General features: G+C 58.1%; 15 protein-coding genes, 1 tRNA gene and 2 rRNA genes (1 of these 18 only partly in view). 10 read left to right on the top strand and 8 right to left on the bottom strand.

Annotated elements, in window-relative coordinates; all coding sequences use genetic code 11:
* Positions 1 to 119: 119 nt before the first annotated feature.
* From ACS5RD_RS08440 to ACS5RD_RS08430, 3 genes are read right to left on the bottom strand one after another with little or no spacing between them, the layout of a single operon-like run.
* Entirely contained in the window at positions 120 to 866 is a 747-nt protein-coding gene (locus tag ACS5RD_RS08440; RefSeq protein WP_489930805.1) for an amino acid ABC transporter ATP-binding protein, read from the bottom strand.
* Positions 863 to 1,786 carry an amino acid ABC transporter permease gene (locus ACS5RD_RS08435; RefSeq protein WP_489930804.1) on the bottom strand — a complete coding sequence of 308 codons (924 nt, stop codon included), beginning with the start codon at positions 1,784 to 1,786 and terminating at the stop codon, positions 863 to 865. The genes ACS5RD_RS08440 and ACS5RD_RS08435 overlap by 4 nt, the downstream gene beginning before the upstream one ends.
* Entirely contained in the window at positions 1,741 to 2,616 is an 876-nt protein-coding gene (locus ACS5RD_RS08430) for an ABC transporter substrate-binding protein (RefSeq protein ID WP_489930803.1), read from the bottom strand. The genes ACS5RD_RS08435 and ACS5RD_RS08430 overlap by 46 nt, the downstream gene beginning before the upstream one ends.
* Before the next feature lie 147 nt (positions 2,617 to 2,763).
* Here ACS5RD_RS08430 and ACS5RD_RS08425 point away from each other — a divergent pair, with 147 nt between their 5' ends.
* From ACS5RD_RS08425 to ACS5RD_RS08380, 10 genes are all read left to right on the top strand, one after another.
* Entirely contained in the window at positions 2,764 to 4,017 is a 1,254-nt protein-coding gene (locus tag ACS5RD_RS08425) for a trans-sulfuration enzyme family protein (protein WP_489930802.1), read from the top strand.
* A 3-nt stretch (positions 4,018 to 4,020) separates the two neighbouring features.
* Complete coding sequence (locus tag ACS5RD_RS08420; RefSeq protein ID WP_489930801.1) at positions 4,021 to 5,283, top strand: tetratricopeptide repeat protein; 1,263 nt, start codon at positions 4,021 to 4,023, stop codon at positions 5,281 to 5,283.
* A complete protein-coding gene (locus tag ACS5RD_RS08415; RefSeq protein WP_489930800.1) occupies positions 5,280 to 6,338 on the top strand; it encodes a s-methyl-5-thioribose-1-phosphate isomerase in 1,059 nt (352 codons plus the stop codon). Before ACS5RD_RS08420 ends, ACS5RD_RS08415 begins: the two co-directional genes overlap by 4 nt.
* Before the next feature lie 393 nt (positions 6,339 to 6,731).
* The gene (locus ACS5RD_RS08410; RefSeq protein WP_489930799.1) at positions 6,732 to 7,736 is read left to right on the top strand and encodes a LacI family DNA-binding transcriptional regulator; all 1,005 of its coding nucleotides are present in this window, start codon (positions 6,732 to 6,734) and stop codon (positions 7,734 to 7,736) included.
* 45 nt (positions 7,737 to 7,781) lie between these two features.
* On the top strand, positions 7,782 to 8,948 hold the full coding sequence (locus ACS5RD_RS08405) for an ABC transporter substrate-binding protein (RefSeq protein ID WP_489930798.1): 1,167 nt from the start codon (positions 7,782 to 7,784) through the stop codon (positions 8,946 to 8,948).
* 30 nt (positions 8,949 to 8,978) lie between these two features.
* The gene (locus ACS5RD_RS08400) at positions 8,979 to 9,107 is read left to right on the top strand and encodes a hypothetical protein (protein WP_489930797.1); all 129 of its coding nucleotides are present in this window, start codon (positions 8,979 to 8,981) and stop codon (positions 9,105 to 9,107) included.
* A 68-nt stretch (positions 9,108 to 9,175) separates the two neighbouring features.
* Complete coding sequence (locus tag ACS5RD_RS08395) at positions 9,176 to 10,021, top strand: carbohydrate ABC transporter permease (protein WP_489930796.1); 846 nt, start codon at positions 9,176 to 9,178, stop codon at positions 10,019 to 10,021.
* Positions 10,018 to 10,851: a carbohydrate ABC transporter permease gene (locus ACS5RD_RS08390; RefSeq protein WP_489930795.1), complete on the top strand. Its 834-nt coding sequence runs from the start codon at positions 10,018 to 10,020 to the stop codon at positions 10,849 to 10,851. The genes ACS5RD_RS08395 and ACS5RD_RS08390 overlap by 4 nt, the downstream gene beginning before the upstream one ends.
* 38 nt (positions 10,852 to 10,889) lie before the next feature.
* Positions 10,890 to 13,022, top strand: a complete 2,133-nt coding sequence (locus ACS5RD_RS08385; RefSeq protein WP_489930794.1) for an ADP-ribosylglycohydrolase family protein — start codon at positions 10,890 to 10,892, stop codon at positions 13,020 to 13,022.
* A 22-nt stretch (positions 13,023 to 13,044) separates the two neighbouring features.
* On the top strand, positions 13,045 to 14,106 hold the full coding sequence (locus ACS5RD_RS08380) for an ABC transporter ATP-binding protein (RefSeq protein ID WP_489930793.1): 1,062 nt from the start codon (positions 13,045 to 13,047) through the stop codon (positions 14,104 to 14,106).
* Positions 14,107 to 14,501: 395 nt separating this feature from the next.
* Here the strand turns inward: ACS5RD_RS08380 and ACS5RD_RS08375 are convergent, their stop codons facing one another.
* The 5 genes from ACS5RD_RS08375 to ACS5RD_RS08355 all read right to left on the bottom strand — a co-directional run.
* Positions 14,502 to 14,819 (bottom strand): type II toxin-antitoxin system RelE/ParE family toxin, encoded by a 318-nt coding sequence (locus tag ACS5RD_RS08375; RefSeq protein ID WP_489930792.1) that lies wholly within the window; start codon positions 14,817 to 14,819, stop codon positions 14,502 to 14,504.
* The gene (locus ACS5RD_RS08370; protein WP_489930791.1) at positions 14,816 to 15,085 is read right to left on the bottom strand and encodes a hypothetical protein; all 270 of its coding nucleotides are present in this window, start codon (positions 15,083 to 15,085) and stop codon (positions 14,816 to 14,818) included. Before ACS5RD_RS08370 ends, ACS5RD_RS08375 begins: the two co-directional genes overlap by 4 nt.
* A gap of 211 nt (positions 15,086 to 15,296) precedes the next feature.
* A tRNA-Met gene (locus tag ACS5RD_RS08365) sits at positions 15,297 to 15,373 on the bottom strand.
* 91 nt (positions 15,374 to 15,464) lie between these two features.
* Positions 15,465 to 15,579, bottom strand: a 5S ribosomal RNA gene (gene rrf, locus ACS5RD_RS08360).
* A gap of 248 nt (positions 15,580 to 15,827) precedes the next feature.
* Positions 15,828 to 17,609, bottom strand: a 23S ribosomal RNA gene (locus ACS5RD_RS08355) (it continues 1,061 nt past the right edge of the window).

Genomic DNA, 17,609 nt, shown 5'->3' with positions numbered 1-17,609 from the left:
CATCCGGCGCATGTCGAAAGAACCCACTGGCCGGGGGAATGTTTTTTCGGCCCTTGGGGTCGGTTTTCGTCAGTCGGAAGTGTCAGATTTGCGATGCCGCGGCAGTCTGTTCCCGATTACTAGCGCCACTCGGAGGTGCGGCTTAGAAACTGTCGGGTGCGGTCGTGGACGGGGTTGGTGAAAATCTGTTCAGGCGGCGAAATCTCGAGGAGCTCGCCTTGCGACAGGAACGCCACCCGGTCGGCCGCGGAACGGGCGAAGCCCATTTCATGCGTCGCAAGCAGCATGGTGATGCCTTGTGTTTTTAGCTGCTTTACGACAGTCAGCACCTCTCCCACAAGTTCGGGATCAAGCGCCGACGTGATTTCGTCAAGCAAGAGGATCTCGGGGTCCATGGCGATAGCACGCACGATGGCCACGCGCTGTTGTTGGCCACCTGACAGGCGGTCGGGGTAGGTGTCGGCCTTCTCTCCAAGCCCGAAGCGCGTCAGCAGGGTTTGACACTTCTCGCGCGCCTCATCGCGGGACATCTTCTTCACGCGGGTAAGTGCGAGCATCGCATTCTCGATAACGGTCATGTGCGGGAAGAGGTTGAAGCTTTGGAACACCATTCCAATCCTCTGTCGCACCGGATTGGGGTCGTAGCCCGGTACTGCGATGTCCACGCCATCGAGCAAGATTTCACCGTCATCGATATGCTCAAGAAGGTTGATACAACGCAGGAGTGTGGATTTTCCCGAACCGGAGCCGCCGATGAGGCAGATCAACTCGGATTTCGCGACGTCGATCGAGATTCGCTTGCAGACTTCATGCGCGCCGAAGCTTTTCTTCAGATTGCGAATCGACAGCTTGGCTCCTGCAGTCATGATCTCTCCGCATTCTGTTTTGCTACCAGATAGTCTGTGAGGCGCGTGGCCGGGATTGTGATGCACATGAAGATGATTGCGGCACCAACGTAGGGGGTAAAGTTCGCGTAGAGCGACTTGTACACGTTGGCCTGACGCATCAACTCAATTGGCCCGATGAAGGACAAAAGCGCCACGTCTTTCTGCAGAGAAATCAGGAAGTTCATCAGTGCAGGGCCGACCCTGCGCAGCGCCTGGGGCAGCACCACGAAGCGAAGCGTGGCAGTCTGCGTCAGGCCGAGCGAGTGAGCAGCGGAAGTCTGGCTACGATGGATCGACTCGATGCCCGCCCGATAGACCTCGGCCATATAAGCCGAATAGGTGAGGATCAGTGCGACCGAACCCCAGATATAGGGGCTGTTCCACGGCGGCGAGAGGCCCAGCCCCGGCACACCAAAACCGACAATGTAGACAGTCAGAATGATGGGAACCGATCGCATGACGTCAGTAAACAGGATCGCGAAAAGCCGCAGCGGAAACAGCGAGGGCGTTGTCACGCCGCGCGCCAGCGCAATGAGCAGTGCGAAGATGAGGATCGCTGGCGCACACCAAGCGAAAATCATGACATCAATCAAGAACGCCTGAAGAAGCTTTGGGAAGGTGCTTGTCAGGATCTCCCAATTGAAGAAGCTATTTTTCACAAGCTCCCATCCCGGGGCCCGCGGAACGATGAAACAAAGAAATCCGACCACGATCAATGTGCTGACACCGGCAACACGAGTCGCGCGCGCGCGCGCCTTCTTGTCGTAGATTTGTCTCTGCGACAGCGGCGGGCCTTTCGGCCCTCCCGCTTTTTGCGATGTGTGTTTTGCTTCCGTGGTCGGCGTCATCGCATTCAATCCAGCGAGATCGTCGGGATACCAGCGGATGCGCCCAGCCATTTGGCTTCGATCACCGCAGTCGTCCCATCGCTTTTCATCTCCGCCAGCGCCTTGTTGACGCATTCGCGCAGCGGATTTCCCTCGGAAAACACCATGCCGAACCCGTCGGCGTCGCCGCCGCGGTCTTCGTCGAACTGCCCAAGGATCGTGCCTTCGGGATAGCGCACCGCCGTCATGAACATGGCCGTCGGCAGGTCAAAGACGGTCGCCTGCACCTGATTGGCCTGCAAAGCTGCGGTCACGTCGGCCATATCTTCGTACAGCATCAAAGTGGCGTCGGGCTTGATGTATTTCTCGATGAAACCCGCAGAGGTCTGGCCGCTTGCCGCGCCGAACTGCAGCTTGCGGATCACGTCGGCGTTCACTTCGGTCAGCGTGGCAGCGAGCTCTTTGGGAACCACGATCGCTTTTGACGAGATGTAGTAGGGATCGCTGAAGTCGATCACGGCATCGCGCTCCGGCAGGATCGAAAACTGCTGGATGTTGAAATCGAAAGTCTTGGCGCCGGGCTGAATCGCCTCGTCAAAGCTGGTGCGGATCCAAGTTACTGCGTCATCCGCAAAACCCATGCGCTTGGCGACTTCCCACGCAACGGCGGCCTCATAGCCCTCTTTGCTCTCGGGGCTGTCGTTCATGATCCAGGGGGAATAGGCCGGATTCCCGGTCGCGATGGTCAGTTTGCCCGCCTCGATCGTTTTGCCATCCGCGCAGTTCTGCGCGCTGACAGCCGAGCACATACCCACCATAATCGTCGTCGCGACCGCTGCGATTTTCGTTGCCTTCAGCATTCCAAGTTTACCTCCTCTGATGGTACTTTGCGTGGCCAGCATGGCATTTTTGCTGATGCTTGTTGGTTGAACAGGTCCGCGAAACAATAAGGAACACAAAATGGAAGTTCCGTCTAGACATTTTTTACAAAACGTCTAGTTTCCTATGGGGAGCGCGACGGATCGTGCTGACATATAAGGTATTAGCTTATGAATAATATCGGAAAACAACAACTTGGGGTGGGGACGATTGTCACGCATCCAGGATCTTCGAAGCGCCCGTTGCATAGCCATGTCATGCCCATTTTCCAAACCAGCACCTTCTCTTTTGACACTGTCGAAGGCGCGATGGCGGCTTTTTCGGGTGAAGACAAGGAAAGCTACGTCTACAGCCGAGGGCGCAATCCGAACGCTACATTGCTGGCCGAAAAGCTTGCGTGGCTTGAAGGGCGCGAGCTGATGGTTCGCCAGAACACCGACAATCCAAGCGACGTGGCCGCAGCGCAGATTTACGGTTCGGGCATGGGCGCGATCAGTGCCGCAATTCTTGCTCGACTGAAATCAGGAGATTCCGCACTGGTGCAGGGCAGCATTTACGGCGGGACCTTTAATCTGTGGTCCGAGATCTGCCCAAGGTACGGAATCACCGCCCATTTCCTAAACTCGTTCAACCTCGACGACTGGGCGCAAGCTCTCGAAAAACATCCGGACGTGAAGGTGCTCTACATCGAGAGCCCGGCAAACCCGACGCTCGATGTCCAGGACATTGAGGCACTGGCCGATCTTGCACATGCGCATGGTGCCTGGCTGATCGTCGACAACACCTTCGCGACGCCCTACCACCAGCAGCCGCTGAGTCTAGGCGCTGATATGGTCGTCCACTCGCTTACCAAGTTCATTTCCGGCCACGGAGCCACCACGGGCGGTGCCGTCATCACCCGGCACCCCGAGTATATGCAGCTCTTCAGTGACTTCTGGAAAATGTCGATCGAACTTGGCGCAACGCCGAGTCCACTCGATTGCTGGATCACCGAGATGGGCCTTAAGACCTTCGAAATTCGGATGCAACGACATGCTGAAAACGCAATGAGGATTGCACGGGTTCTTCAGGCCCATGATAAGATTGCCCGCGTCGACTACCCCGGTCTTGCCGATAACCGCTACCACGCGCTGGCCTCGCGGCAAATGCAGAATGGTTACGGCGGGCTTCTGTCGTTCGAGTTGAAGACCGGCTTCGAAGGCTCGAAACGCTTCATGAACGCGCTACGAATTCCGTCAATTGCGATCAGCCTCGGCTCCGTCGACAGCCTGATCCAGTGCCCCGCGCTGATGACACACAGCAACGTCCCGCGTGAACAGCGCGAAGCTGCCGGGATAACCGAAGGACTGATCCGGCTGTCGGTTGGCATTGAGAACGTCGAAGATCTGGAAGCTGATCTGGATCAAGCTCTGAGCGTGGTATGAGCCATGGCCATTGCTGCGGATGAATACGGCTATGTGGCGACGGGTGGCCAGTTGGCGCTGGATCTTTGGAAAGTGGGGCTCGACCACGCGCTGACCTTCGATCACAGCGGCATCCCAGAGCTGACGCAGGCTGTTGGGCTTGATCCCGATTTCGCCTTGGCGCGCGCTATGCTTGGTCGGCAGAAGATGATCCACGGTGACCGCAAATCCGGCCTCGCGGACCTGGATTCGGCGCAAAATTCAGCGCCCCGAACCAATGAGCGCGAGCGTTCGCTTATTTCACTTCTCAGCCTTGCCGCCAGAGGCCAGGAGAGCGCTTTGGCAAGCGCGCTTGACCACCTTGCGACTTGGCCCACCGACATCCTGGCCTTCTCGATGGTCGTTGGGCCGTTCGGCCTTTTGGCGTTCAACGGCCGCACCGACTGGCGCGAGGCCAATATCGTGCTTATGGAAAAGTACCGCAGCACATGGCCGAAAGACCATTGGTGGTATCTTGCCAACGAGTCCTTCTCGCAGGTTGAGGGCGGCATGGTCCGCGAAGGCCGGGCCCGCGCTGAGCGCGCGTGGGAGGTGCGCCCGACAGGCACCGCTGCGCATTCTCTAAGCCACGCACATATCGAGGACCACGCTCTGGACGACGGGCTTGCCTTCGTCGACATGTGGCTTGCGGGGCCCGGTGTCGGATCAGACATGCGTCACCACATCAACTGGCACAAATCAATCTTTGAATTCGACATGGGCCTGAGCAGCGCCGCCCACAGCCGTCGGCATTTCGAGACAAGCTTTAGCTCTGGTGTCAGCGATCCGATGCCGCTCAGCACTTTCAGCGACAATGCGTCCTTCCTTTGGCGTGCGCATTTGCGTGATTACCCTATCCCGGCGCAATTCATCGACGAAACGATCGCATACATGGACCGACACTATCTGAATCCCGGTTTCGTCTTCGCCGACATTCATCGCATCTGCGCCACCGCCCTGTCAGGCGATAAAGCCAGGATGGAACAACTGCGCGCTGAATTCCGCGTGCTTGACGATACGCGCAACTCTGGTGCCAGCCGTCTGACCGTCACGCTCTGCGCAGCATTTACTGCCTTTGCCGACGATAACTCAGTAGCTGCGGCATATCTCCTTGTGCCGATCCTGGCACAGACTGTGCTGCTCGGAGGCTCGAACCCGCAACGCCGGATCGTTGAAGAGACATTCATCGCGGCTTGTACCAAGGCGGCGCTCGACCCACAAAAACTCATCCGGGAAGCATCGCAATGACCAATATCAGACTGGGACTTGAGCAAGAATATCCCGAAGCCGAGATGCCACAACTGATCCGCCGCTCTGGCATGGCTGAGTGGTGCGACGGCGAAATTCGGATTCTTGACCGCCGACAGCTACCGCTCAAGGTCGAATATGTAACCTGCAAGACCGTTGAGGACGTGGCCGCCGCGATCCGCGATATGGTCATTCAGGGCGCGTTCTCGATCTCCATTGCGGCGGGCTATGGCCTTGCGCTTGCCGCCCGGCAAGATGCTCGCCTTGAACATATCAAGGCTGCAGCAGGCATCCTAATCGCCACACGGCCCACTGGTCTCGCGTTAAAGCGGGTCGTGCAGGCTTGCCTTGACGTGGCGGAAGACGCGGTGACTGCGCGCGACAATCTCTGTGAGGCGATTGTTGAAACGGTCGATCGCGCCGCAGCGGTCCTTGCCCGGCAAGGATATGAGACCGGACGGAACGCCTGCGCGCTGATCGAAGATGGGGCGACAATCCTTACCCATTGCTTTCCTGATCGCTCTTACGCCTACCTCCTTCTGGAGGCGAAACGTCAGGGCAAGTCGCTGAACGTGATCTGCAGCGAAACCCGCCCTTACCTGCAGGGCGCGCGTCTTACGGCACTCTGTGCGGTCGAGCTTGGCTTCCCGACTAAGGTCATTACCGATGGTATGGGCGGCTACCTGATGCGGGAAGGTATTGTTGACTATTTCATCACCGCCGCTGATCGAGTCTGCATGGACGGTACTGTTTGCAACAAGATCGGCAGCTACCAGTATGCGCTCGCGGCAGCCGATACCGGACGGCCCTATTTCGTGCTGCGCCAGAGTGGCCCCGACGTTGAGAGTGCGACCGAGCAAGATATCACGATTGAAATGCGCGATGGCGAGGAAGTTGTGAATTTCATGGGCCACCGCACGGCCCCGCTGGACGCGCAGGGGCTATATCCAACTTTCGACATAGTGCCACCGCGTTTGATTTCGAAGATTGTAACGGACAGAGGTGCCTTTGATCCGAGTTTGATCTGCACCTACTCCTCCGTCGAAATGGCTTGAGAAAAGATCGTTCTGCGGGCCTGCCTGCGGTCGTCCCTCGGTCATCGCGAGAGTGTGGTTGGTTTTGCTCCGCCCCCAACCCCTGACCGCCTGGGGCTGGAGTTTCTGGCTTCGCGCTGGGTAACGGGCTGGTGGTCCCTGTGGATTTCCACGCAGAAGTGACCCGCGTGAGATCAACAGGTCGGGCGCGCAACGGCCTTCGGCACAAAGGCATGCCCCAGCGACGGCGTCCCAGTTGCAGCGTTTGATTTCATCACGCGGGCGCTCGGGTTGGATGGTCAATTTACGATCTCACGCGTTCTGACCCTGCCCCGACCGCTGCTTGCCACGACAGATTGACAGTGTCGGGGATTCTACTTATTCGTATCAGTTATAGGTATAAGGAAAGAGTCGTTGCGAGACCGTCGAACCACACAGAAAGACGTAGCCCTGCTGGCCGGAGTTTCTCAGGCCACGGTCTCGATGGTCATCAGCGGGGCGTCGAGCGCCATTCCCGCAGAAACCTCTGAACGAATTTCTGCGGCGGCGCGGGAGTTGGGTTACATGCCCAACAGGTTCGCTCAGGCATTGAAAACCAACCGGACCATGACAATCGCTTGTGTCGTGCCAGATATCACCAACCCGTTTTACCCCGCCCTGATGCGCGCGATTCAGTCCGTCTGCGAGGCGCGCGACTACGACGTCATCGCCGTCAACACGGACGGTCTGGCCCAACGTGAACAGCGGTTTTTGGACTGGGCACGTCAAGGCCGGGTGGATGGTGTGGTGGGAGTCTTCTGGACCCTGCGCGCGTCTGATTTCAAACCGCTGGTCGATTCCGGGGTTCCGGTCGTGCGGATAGAATCTTCGCGCAAGAGCAGTGGCAGCATCCCGTTGGATAACATCTTTGTCGACAGCCGTGCCGGATCCTTCGCCATGGTGCAGTATCTCATCGCACGCGGACACCGCCAGATTGCAATGATCGCCGGACGCGGCGGCCCGCAGCAAGTGCGGATCGAAGGCTATGCCGAGGCGCTGACTCAGGCACGCGGCACACCCGACGTGGTCATGGATGACAAGTTCAGCGAAGAAGGCGGAGCCCGCGCTGCAAGGTCGATCCTTGCGCGTCCGCTGCGCCCGACCGCGATTTTCGCCGCCAATGACTTGATGGCCATCGGCGCCATGCAGGCGCTGCGTGAAGCGGGACTTTCAGTCCCAGGCGACATGGCCGTTGCAGGCTTCGACGATATCTCTGCCGCAACGCTGGTCAGCCCGGCTTTGACCACCGTTGCGCAGTTCCAGTCGGACGTCGGCGTCAAGGCCGCGCAGATTTTAATGGACCGAATGGCAGGCGGAACACCCGACATCGGAACTGCACTTGAGATGCCGTTCCAGTTGATCGAACGACAATCGACCTGAACGAACAAAGGTTGGCACCCCAACACCCCAACGGAGGAGATGACTATGACCAAGACTGCAACCTTTCTGGCCAGCGCTGCCCTGATCGGGCTCGCCTTGACCAGCACTGCTTCCCTTGCGCAAGACAAGACGCCGGTAAGCTGGTGGTACGAAGCGGCGTCGCCGGAAAATCAGGCTTTCCTCAAGTCCGTCCTGATCGATCCGTTCAACGCCACGAGCGCCAAAGACGAACTCAGCATTGATTTCCGCGGCAACGAGTTGGACAAGCAGTTGCGCGTGGCGATGTTGTCGGGCAGCGGTCCGGATGTGGTCTATACGCCGGGTCCGGCCTACGTTGCGGCGATGGCGCAGGCGGGGCAACTGCTGCCGCTGGACGACTACGCGGCCAAACTGGGCTGGAATGACCGCATTCTTCCGGCCTTTCTGAACATGGGCAAGTTCGACGGCAAGCTTTATGCCCTGCCCAAGACCTATGAAACCGTGGGTCTGTTCTACAACAAGACACTTTTTGCCAAGAACGGCTGGACCCCGCCCACGACGATTGCCGAACTGGATGCTCTTGCTGCCAAGATGAAGGCGGCTGGCGTGGTACCTTTTGCAGCGGGCAACGCTGATTGGCGGGGCACCAATGAATGGTATGTCTCGATGATCCTGAATTCGGTCGCGGGGCCGGAAAATGTCGCCAAGGCGCTGAAAGGCGAACTGCCTTGGACGGCGGAACCCTTCGTCAAGGCGATAGATACGCTGAACCATTTCTGGCAAAAGGGCTACTTCGGTCCCGATTACTTCTCGTTGACCGGCGAGCAGGCCTTCGCCGAAGTGGCGTCAGGCAAGGCGGGCATGGCCCCCACGGGCACCTGGAGCTTCCAAAACGTCGGCACCTATTTCCCGCCTGCCAATGCCGAAGCTGGCTTTGTGGGCTTCCCCAGCGGCGAGGGCGTGCCCTATCCGATCTATCCCTTGGGCATCGGCTCGACGTTCTCGATCGCAGCAGCCTCAACGAACCCGGACGGTGCTGCGGCAGTGATCGACTACGTCTTCACTGACACCTTCTATGGTGCGATGAACACGGTCTGGCAGGGTGAATGGAACATTCCACTGAAGGATCTGAGCAAGGTGAAAATCGGCGATAACGTGCTTCCGCTTTATGGGGAAACCATGGCCAACCTCGCCTCGGCGGTGAATGCCAACCAGTACGGCTATACCACCTAGACCTTCCTGCCGCCTGCGACCGACAGCTATGTGATCAGCGGCATCGAGGAAGTGTGGCTGGGCAAGACCACAACCGCGCAATTCCTGGAAACGATGGACACGACCTTCAAGCAGGAACTGGCGGACGGCAAAGTGCCTGCTGTGCCTGCGCGGAACTGACCTGACGCAACTCTGGGGCGGCGGCAAAGCCGCCCCCCACTCCAATCATCCCAAAGGGAGACGACCCCATGCACCGGCTGTTCCTTTTGCCGACGCTTGCAATCAACGTCGTCGTCATCCTGATTCCGGCCTGCCTGACTGTAGCCCTGGCCTTCTTTCGCTGGGATGGCATGTCGACCCCAGTTTTTACCGGACTGGGCAACTTTCAGGCGCTGTGGCAGGACCGGGTGTTCTGGGTGGCGCTGGAAAACAACATCATCTGGACCGCGATCTTCTTGGTGGTGCCCATCGCCACCGGCCTTTTGGCGGCCACCATGCTTTTGGTGGTGCGGCGCGGGAGGACCTTCTTTCAGGTGGTTTATTTCCTGCCCGCCGTTATTGCCACAGTGATCACGGCGCGGGTCTGGCAAGGCATGATCTTCAGCCCCGCCACCGGCGTGTTCGGCTATTTCAATCACCTTGGGCTGCCGCTGACCAACCCTCTCTCGCAACCCTCCACCGCGCTGCTCGGGGTGGCGACCGTGGATTTGTGGCACTGGTGGGGGTTCCTATGCGTGATTTTCTTCGCCGCCCTGCGCCAGGTGCCCGCCGAACAGATCGAGGCTGCTCGTCTGGAAGGGGCCACCTTCTTTCAGATGATGCGCTATGTCCTGTTGCCGGGGATAAAGCCCACCATCATCTTGATGATGATCATGACCGTGATCTGGTCGTTTCTGGTCTTTGACTTTGTCTACATCCTGACGCAAGGCGGCCCGGCCTTTGGCAGCGAGGTTTTGTCCACACTGGCCTATCGCAAGGCGTTCTATGACCTGAACGTGGGTCAAGCGGCTGCGGCCTCGATGGTGATCAGCGCCTTCGGGCTGGTGGCCACCTATTTCTACATCCGAGTCCAGTCGCAGGAGGGCCAGGAATGAGGCTGGTTGAAAGTCGTCTAACGCTGATCATCACCTATGCCCTTCTGGGGGTGTTGGCCTTCATCACCCTGTTTCCCATTGCGCTTCTGGTGCTGAACTCGCTCAAATCCGCGCCCGAGATCGTGCAAAGCCCGCTTTCGCTGCCCCAAGCCTTCCGTTGGGATAATTTCACCGAGGCCTGGAAAAACGCACACTTCGCACAAACCTTGCTCAACTCTGCCAAGCTGACGGCGCTGACCATCGTGCTGGTCTGCACCACCGGGTCGGCCACAGCCTATGTGCTGGCGCGCAAGAAGGTAAAAGCCTGGAAGGTTGTGACGTTCTATCTGCTGGCCACCACCACCGCGCCGATCCAGTTGTTCCTGTTCCCGCTTTACTTCGGCTTTGCACGGCTGGGGCTGATCAACAACATCTTTGCGGTGTCGCTGGTCTATACCGCAATCTGGAGCCCGTTTGCCATCATGTTGCTGCGGACTTACTTCCTTGCCATCCCCAAAGAGCTGGAGGAAGCCGCCCTGATCGACGGCGCAACTGATTGGCAGGTGTTCCGCCGTGTGATGCTGCCGATGGCCTCGCCCGGCATTCTGACCGTGGCGCTGATCATCGGGCTGTATTCGTGGAACGAATTCCTGATCGCCACCACTTTCCTACAACAGCAAGACCGCCTGACCGCAGTTGTGTCGTTCTTCCTGCTGTCGGGCCAATATTCAACCAATTGGGGGCAGATTATGGCTGGAGCCATGATCATCGTTCTCCCCGTGGTCGTCCTGTTCATCGCTCTGCAACGCCGCTTCATCGAAGGCATGGCGGGCGGATCGGTGAAAGGCTGACCCATGCAAATCAACCCATTTCCGTACGGAGTACCAGCATGACCTTGCCCAATGATTACCTGACCCGTGTCTACGCTGGTGTACTTGGCAAACTGATCGGCGTCTATCTTGGCCGCCCCTTCGAGGGCTGGAGCTACCAGCGCATCATGCAAGAACTTGGACCCATTGAATATTATGTCCACGAAAAGCTGAACCAGCCGCTTGTTGTGACCGATGACGATGTGGCCGGAACCTTTACCTTCATCCGCGCGCTGGAAGATTACGGCATTTCACCGGACCTGACCGCCGAGGATATCGGCCGGGCCTGGCTGAACTACATCATCGAAGATCGCACGATCCTGTGGTGGGGCGGCAATGGCAATTCCACCGAACACACCGCGTGGCTGAACCTGAAGAAGGGCATCCCGGCCCCGGCCAGCGGCTCGATCACCACCAACGGGGCTACGGTGGCCGAACAGATCGGCGCACAGATCTTCATCGACGGCTGGGCGATGGTGGCGTCGTGCCAGCCGGATCTTGCCGCCCGTCTGGCGGGTCGGGCAGGCAGCGTCAGCCATGACGGCGAAAGCGTCTTTGCCGCCCAGCTTTGGGCCGCGATGGAGGCCGAAGCGTTCCGGTCGTCCGATATCAACCACCTCTTGGACACCGGTCTGGCGCAGATCCCCTCAGACTGCCTGATTGCCCGCGTGATCGCTGATATCCGGCGCTGGCATGGCCAGAACCCGGATTGGCACGACACCCGCCAGTTGATCGAGGATACTTATGGCTATGACAAGTTCCCCGGCAACTGCCATGTCGTGCCCAACCATGCCCTGATGATCATGGCGGTTCTTTATGCGCCAGACGACTTTCAGCGGGCGCAGATGATCGTCAACACCAGTGGTTGGGACACCGATTGCAATGCGGGCAACGTGGGCTGCCTTCTGGGCATCATGCTGGGGCTGGAAGGGATCGACGCTGGGGCAGATTTCCGCGGGCCGATTGCTGACCGTCTGTTGATCTCGTCCGCCGATGGCGGCAGTTCGATCAATGACGCGGTGCGGATGGCCTACTACATCGCAAACCTTGGTCAGCAACTGGATGGAGGTGCGGCGATGGCGGCGCCTAAAGACGGCGCGCAGTTCCACTTTTCGTTGCCAGGCAGCGTTCAGGGCTTTCGCGCCCGCACCGGGCCGGGCTTCAACGCGCCCGCCCTGCGCAATGCCGAAGGGAATGGCCAGCGCGCGCTGGCCATCGACTACCGGGCGCTGGCGGTGGGACAGACCTGTGCCGCCCTGACGCCGACGTTCTCGCCCCCCGAAATGTTGCGGATGCGGACCTATGACCTGATGGCCACGCCGCTGGTCTATCCCGGCCAGACCTTGCGGGCGCGCGTGAAGGCCGATGCCGCCAATCAGGGCGCCGTCAATGCCTGCCTGCGCCTGCGGGTCTATGACCTTCAGGATGAATTGGTTGATATCGATGGCCCAGATGTTTCGCTGGTCCCCGGGCAGGACGCCACGCTGGAATGGTGCCTGCCGGACTGCGGTGGCCAACCGATTGCCGAGGTGGGCATCGCGCTGATTTCTGTCGGGCCGGTGGCGCATGGAGCTGTCTATGTCGATCACCTGCGCTGGGATGGTGCGCCTGACGTGACGCTCCACCGCCCGATGGATGGCGCGACCTCGTCGCTGTCGCGGCCGGGCGATGGCTGCGATTTCTGGCGTATGGCTTGGGTCAATGGTGTCAGCCTGTTTTCCAAACGCTTCCCTCCAGATTTTCGCATTTCGCAGGATGTGGGCGAAGGCATCATCCTGCATGGCACCCGGCAGTGGACAGATTACCGCGTGGCCAGCGATGTGACGCTGCACTTGGGCACCTACGGCGGCATCGCCGTCCGGGCTCAGGGACTGCGACGGTATTATGCTGCCCGACTTTTGCGCAGTGGCATGTTCCAGATCGTGCGCGTCCGAGATGAAACAACAACTGTCTTGGCCGAGACACCGTTTGCGGTCGCTTTCGAGACCCCGATCTCGATGTCAGTCGAGGTCGAGGGGGACAACATCACCGCGCGCGCCAACGGCACGGCGTTGACAACACGGGACGGCACGTTCCGCGATGGCGCCCTCGGCCTGCTTGTCCACGAGGGTGCCTTGTCAACCCAAGCCGTACGCGTCGGTCCGGTACATTGATATCCACAGAAAGTAGGCAGCTATGGCATCGGTAAACATCGTGGATGTTGTGAAATCCTACGGCGCGCAGCAGGTGCTGCATGGCGTATCCATTGACATTCCGGACGCCGCGTTCGTCGTTCTGGTCGGACCGTCCGGCTGCGGCAAATCCACCTTGTTGCGCATGATCGCGGGGCTGGAAGATATCTCGGGCGGCACGATCAGCATCGGCGGACGGCAGGTCAACAATCTGCCGCCGAAAGAGCGTGACATCTCGATGGTGTTTCAGAACTACGCGCTTTACCCTCACATGACCGTGGCCGAGAACATGGCATTTTCGTTGACCCTGGCCGGGGCATCCAAGGCGGACAAGGCGGCACAGGTCGCCCGTGCCGCAGAAATTCTCGACCTGTCGCACCTGTTGGACCGCTACCCGCGCCAATTATCCGGCGGACAGCGCCAGCGCGTCGCCATGGGGCGGTCGATCGTGCGTAATCCCAAGGTGTTTCTGTTTGACGAGCCCTTGTCCAATCTGGATGCGAAATTGCGCGTCGCCATGCGAGCCGAAATCAAGGCTCTACATCACCGGCTGAAGACCACCATCGTCTATGTCACCCACGATCAGGTTGAGGCGATGACCATGGCGGACCAGATCGTTGTGATGAAGGCGGGCCGGGTGGAACAGATAGGCGCGCCACTTGATCTTTACGATGCCCCGGCCAATACCTTTGTTGCCGCATTCATCGGATCGCCTTCGATGAACCTGCTGAAGGCACATGTTGTCGTCCAAGGCGGCGGATTGGCTGCTCGGTTCGCTGAGGCGTTGATACCCATACCGGCCAACGTCGCCGTCAAGGAAGGCCAGGTCGTCATCTGCGGCGTTCGGCCAGAGCATCTTACGGTGTCGGCGTCAGGAATGGCCGGACAGGTGCTGGTCGTCGAACCGACCGGGTCAGAAACGCATGTGTTGTTCAAGGTTGCGGGTCAAACAGTCGCTGCCGTTTTCCGGGACCGAATGGCTTTGTCGCTCGATTCCATCATTCATCTGACACCACTCGAGGGAGCCGTTCATTTCTTTGACCAAAAATCAGGAAATCGGCTCTAGATACCAGAGCCGCCAACACAAAAGCTGGCAGCAAGGCGGCCAGCATCCACGGCCATCAAAGGATAGAGAGCGCCCGTTAATCGCAATTTGACGTCACGTTTCGGCAGGACGCCTAAAAGTAATGCAAGGGCGACGGATTCTCAAACACAACCATTCTGCACGACCGCGTACTCGATCCAATGCGTTCCGACACATCCAAAGACCGGGACTTGATCGAACTGCAGCGGGCGGAGTGGAACAGCGCGTTTCATCTGAGCCTTCTCGGTCAGCCAAGAAAGATTTCGGCCAAACGCGATTGTCGAGCCATGGTAGAATGGTATCCCATTGATCTCCGTCTCGTAAAACAAGAAGCACATCGACCGGCCTCTTCAAGCAAACAGATGGCCCTCCCCCGTTCACCCTTTGCGCGCGCGGGTCCGTCCCATCCAATCCGCACCGCCATAGGTGACAGCGTAGATCAGCACTTCACCTGCGTCATCATCAACCAAGAAGGCAATGACGGCTTTTCGGCCTGCAGGGATGGCACGCAGGCCAGGAGCAATTTCATCTCGCAGGCTGTCCTTGTGAGGCGTCGTCTTCAGGGTGGCAATGGCCGCTTCGATCTCGGCCAGTTTGCGTGCAGCCGCCTCGGGCCCCACGTAGTCGATGATCCAATGGGCGATAGCGTCGAGGTCACGCGCGACGAGAGGGTGGAACCTGATCCGATAGATCACGTTCCGCGCGCCGCACCGATGGTGCCACGAGCAGCGGCAAACGCGTTGTCCTGGTCGATAAACGTTGCACGCGGCGTTTCCATGCGGGCACGGATTTCCTGCCCGAGGGCCGAAAGGGCGACCTCGCGTTCTTCTTCGTCCTGCATCATCTGCTCCAGTGCAGCCGCAACAGCAGCGCTCTGCGTGGCGAACACGCCCTGCCCGACCTTTTCCGAGAGGAAGTGATGATGGCGGTCGGTAAAGCTAAGAGTGGTTTTGACGGTCATCTGCGCCTCCATGGTATGACTAAGTCATATAGCAGGAGAAAGCGATGGTTTCAACGGCATGTCGCCCGCCCGGATGGGGATGGTAAAACCGGTGCCTGCGGTCGTTTTACGGACGACTCTTCAAACGTTGACATGGCGTTGACACAAAATGCGCAAGCCAAAACACGACTGTTTAGGTCGGGTTCTAAGTATTTGATATATTTGGTGTTTTTGGTTGCGGGGACAGGATTTGAACCTGTGACCTTCAGGTTATGAGCCTGACGAGCTACCGGGCTGCTCCACCCCGCGACGGTCGTTCCCGTTGGTGGTGTGGGAACGTGGTCTCAGCTGGTTTTGTGCTGAGGGCTTGCTATCGTATTGAGAGGTTGTTTCTTGTTAGGTTTGGCGGTGACCTACTCTCCCACGTCTTAAGACGCAGTACCATTGGCGCGACGGCACTTAACGGCCGAGTTCGGGATGGGATCGGGTGTTTTGCTCGTGCTATGTCCACCAAACCAAAGAAGAAACAAGCTGTGCTGGAAGGCTGATCGCGGTGTTGGAGTTGATCCAGAACCGCGATGGGCCTTCTTCGCATAGCAAACATCAGTATGTGATCTTTATCCTGCTCATGCAGGGTTTTAGATCATCAGATTGTTCCAAGTTTAGGCTGTCTTTCGACAGCGTATGTACGCTTTTGACATGTCATTTCTTTGACATTACGACCCAGAAGCTTTGGTTATCACTAACCTTGCTGTTACTGGATCAAATCAAGCCTATCGAGCAATTAGTACCAGTCAGCTGAAAGCATTACTGCTCTTACACCTCTGGCCTATCGACGTGGTGGTCTTCCACGGCTCTCAAGGGAGACCTTGTTTTGAAGGGGGCTTCCCGCTTAGATGCCTTCAGCGGTTATCCTGTCCGAACATAGCTACCCAGCACTACCGTTGGCACGATAACTGGTCCACCAGTGGTCCGTTCACCCCGGTCCTCTCGTACTAGGGGCAACTCTTCTCAAGTCTCCTACACCCACGGCAGATAGGGACCGAACTGTCTCACGACGTTCTAAACCCAGCTCACGTACCTCTTTAAATGGCGAACAGCCATACCCTTGGGACCTGCTCCAGCCCCAGGATGAGATGAGCCGACATCGAGGTGCCAAACGATGCCGTCGATATGGACTCTTGGGCATCATCAGCCTGTTATCCCCAGCGTACCTTTTATCCGTTGAGCGATGGCCCTCCCACTTGGGACCACCGGATCACTATGACCGACTTTCGTCTCTGCTCGACTTGTCAGTCTTGCAGTCAGGCAGGCTTATGCCATTGCACTCAACGACCGATTTCCGACCGGTCTGAGCCTACCTTCGCGCGCCTCCGTTACAATTTGGGAGGCGACCGCCCCAGTCAAACTCCCCACCATGCAGGGTCCCGGACCCGGATAACGGGCCGCGGTTAGATATCAAGATGGCGAAGGGTGGTATCTCAAGGGAGGCTCCACGAAGACTAGCGTCCCCGCTTCGATGCCTACCACCTATCCTGCACATCACAATCCTGATACCAGTGCAAAGCTGGAGTAAAGGTGCATGGGGTCTTTCCGTCTAACCGCGGGTAGTGTGCATCTTGACACACAGTTCAATTTCGCTGAGTCCACATTTGAGACAGCGGGGAGATCGTTACGCCATTCGTGCAGGTCGGAACTTACCCGACAAGGAATTTCGCTACCTTAGGACCGTTATAGTTACGGCCGCCGTTTACTGGGACTTCAATTCAGAGCTTGCACCCCTCCTCTTAATCTTCCAGCACCGGGCAGGCGTCAGACTGTATACGTCGCCTTACGGCTTCGCACAGCCCTGTGTTTTAAGTAAACAGTCGCCACCCCCTAGTTTGTGCCCCCTACCCATACTTGCGTACGAATAGGGCCTCCTTCTCGCGAACTTACGGAGGCATTTTGCCGAGTTCCTTAAATGTGGTTCTCTCAAGCGCCTTGGTATACTCTACCAATCCACCTGTGTCGGTTTAGGGTACGGTCTGATGGAGGGCTATTTCCTGGAACCTCTAAGCAGCCCACCCAATCCGATAAGGGCAAACTACAGTCGAGATCCGTCACTTCCTCCTGGCCCACGAATATTAACGTGGTTCCCATCGACTACGCCTTTCGGCCTCGCCTTAGGGGCCGGCTTACCCTGCTCAGATTAGCTTTAAGCAGGAACCCTTGGATTTTCGGCGAGAGGGTCTCTCACCCTCTTTATCGCTACTCATGTCAACATTCTCGCTTCTGATCTCTCCACCGGATGCCTTACAGCCCGGCTTCACAGAAAGCACATTGTGTATGCTATATTCGAGTGTACCCGAATATAAATACACAGCGTCCTATATCACAGAACGCTCCGCTACCACGCATATTGCTATGCATCCTGAGCTTCGGCTCGTGGTTTGAGCCCCGTTACATCTTCGCCGCAGGACAGCTTATCTAGACCAGTGAGCTGTTACGCTATCTTTAAATGATGGCTGCTTCTAAGCCAACATCCTGGTTGTTTTGGCCGTCC

The organism is Cypionkella sp. PAMC25878, assembly GCF_058135695.1.
The sequence above is the reverse complement of the archived record's forward strand: the minus strand, read 5'-3'. Positions and strand labels throughout refer to the sequence as shown.

Coding starts and splice junctions, on each gene's coding strand:
- ACS5RD_RS08440 (WP_489930805.1), bottom strand. CDS start 866: ATGACTGCAGGAGCCAAGCTGTCGATTCGCAATCTGAAGAAAAGCTTC.
- ACS5RD_RS08435 (WP_489930804.1), bottom strand. CDS start 1,786: ATGGCTGGGCGCATCCGCTGGTATCCCGACGATCTCGCTGGATTGAAT.
- ACS5RD_RS08430 (WP_489930803.1), bottom strand. CDS start 2,616: ATGCTGGCCACGCAAAGTACCATCAGAGGAGGTAAACTTGGAATGCTG.
- ACS5RD_RS08425 (WP_489930802.1), top strand. CDS start 2,764: ATGAATAATATCGGAAAACAACAACTTGGGGTGGGGACGATTGTCACG.
- ACS5RD_RS08420 (WP_489930801.1), top strand. CDS start 4,021: ATGGCCATTGCTGCGGATGAATACGGCTATGTGGCGACGGGTGGCCAG.
- ACS5RD_RS08415 (WP_489930800.1), top strand. CDS start 5,280: ATGACCAATATCAGACTGGGACTTGAGCAAGAATATCCCGAAGCCGAG.
- ACS5RD_RS08405 (WP_489930798.1), top strand. CDS start 7,782: ATGACCAAGACTGCAACCTTTCTGGCCAGCGCTGCCCTGATCGGGCTC.
- ACS5RD_RS08395 (WP_489930796.1), top strand. CDS start 9,176: ATGCACCGGCTGTTCCTTTTGCCGACGCTTGCAATCAACGTCGTCGTC.
- ACS5RD_RS08390 (WP_489930795.1), top strand. CDS start 10,018: ATGAGGCTGGTTGAAAGTCGTCTAACGCTGATCATCACCTATGCCCTT.
- ACS5RD_RS08385 (WP_489930794.1), top strand. CDS start 10,890: ATGACCTTGCCCAATGATTACCTGACCCGTGTCTACGCTGGTGTACTT.
- ACS5RD_RS08380 (WP_489930793.1), top strand. CDS start 13,045: ATGGCATCGGTAAACATCGTGGATGTTGTGAAATCCTACGGCGCGCAG.
- ACS5RD_RS08370 (WP_489930791.1), bottom strand. CDS start 15,085: ATGACCGTCAAAACCACTCTTAGCTTTACCGACCGCCATCATCACTTC.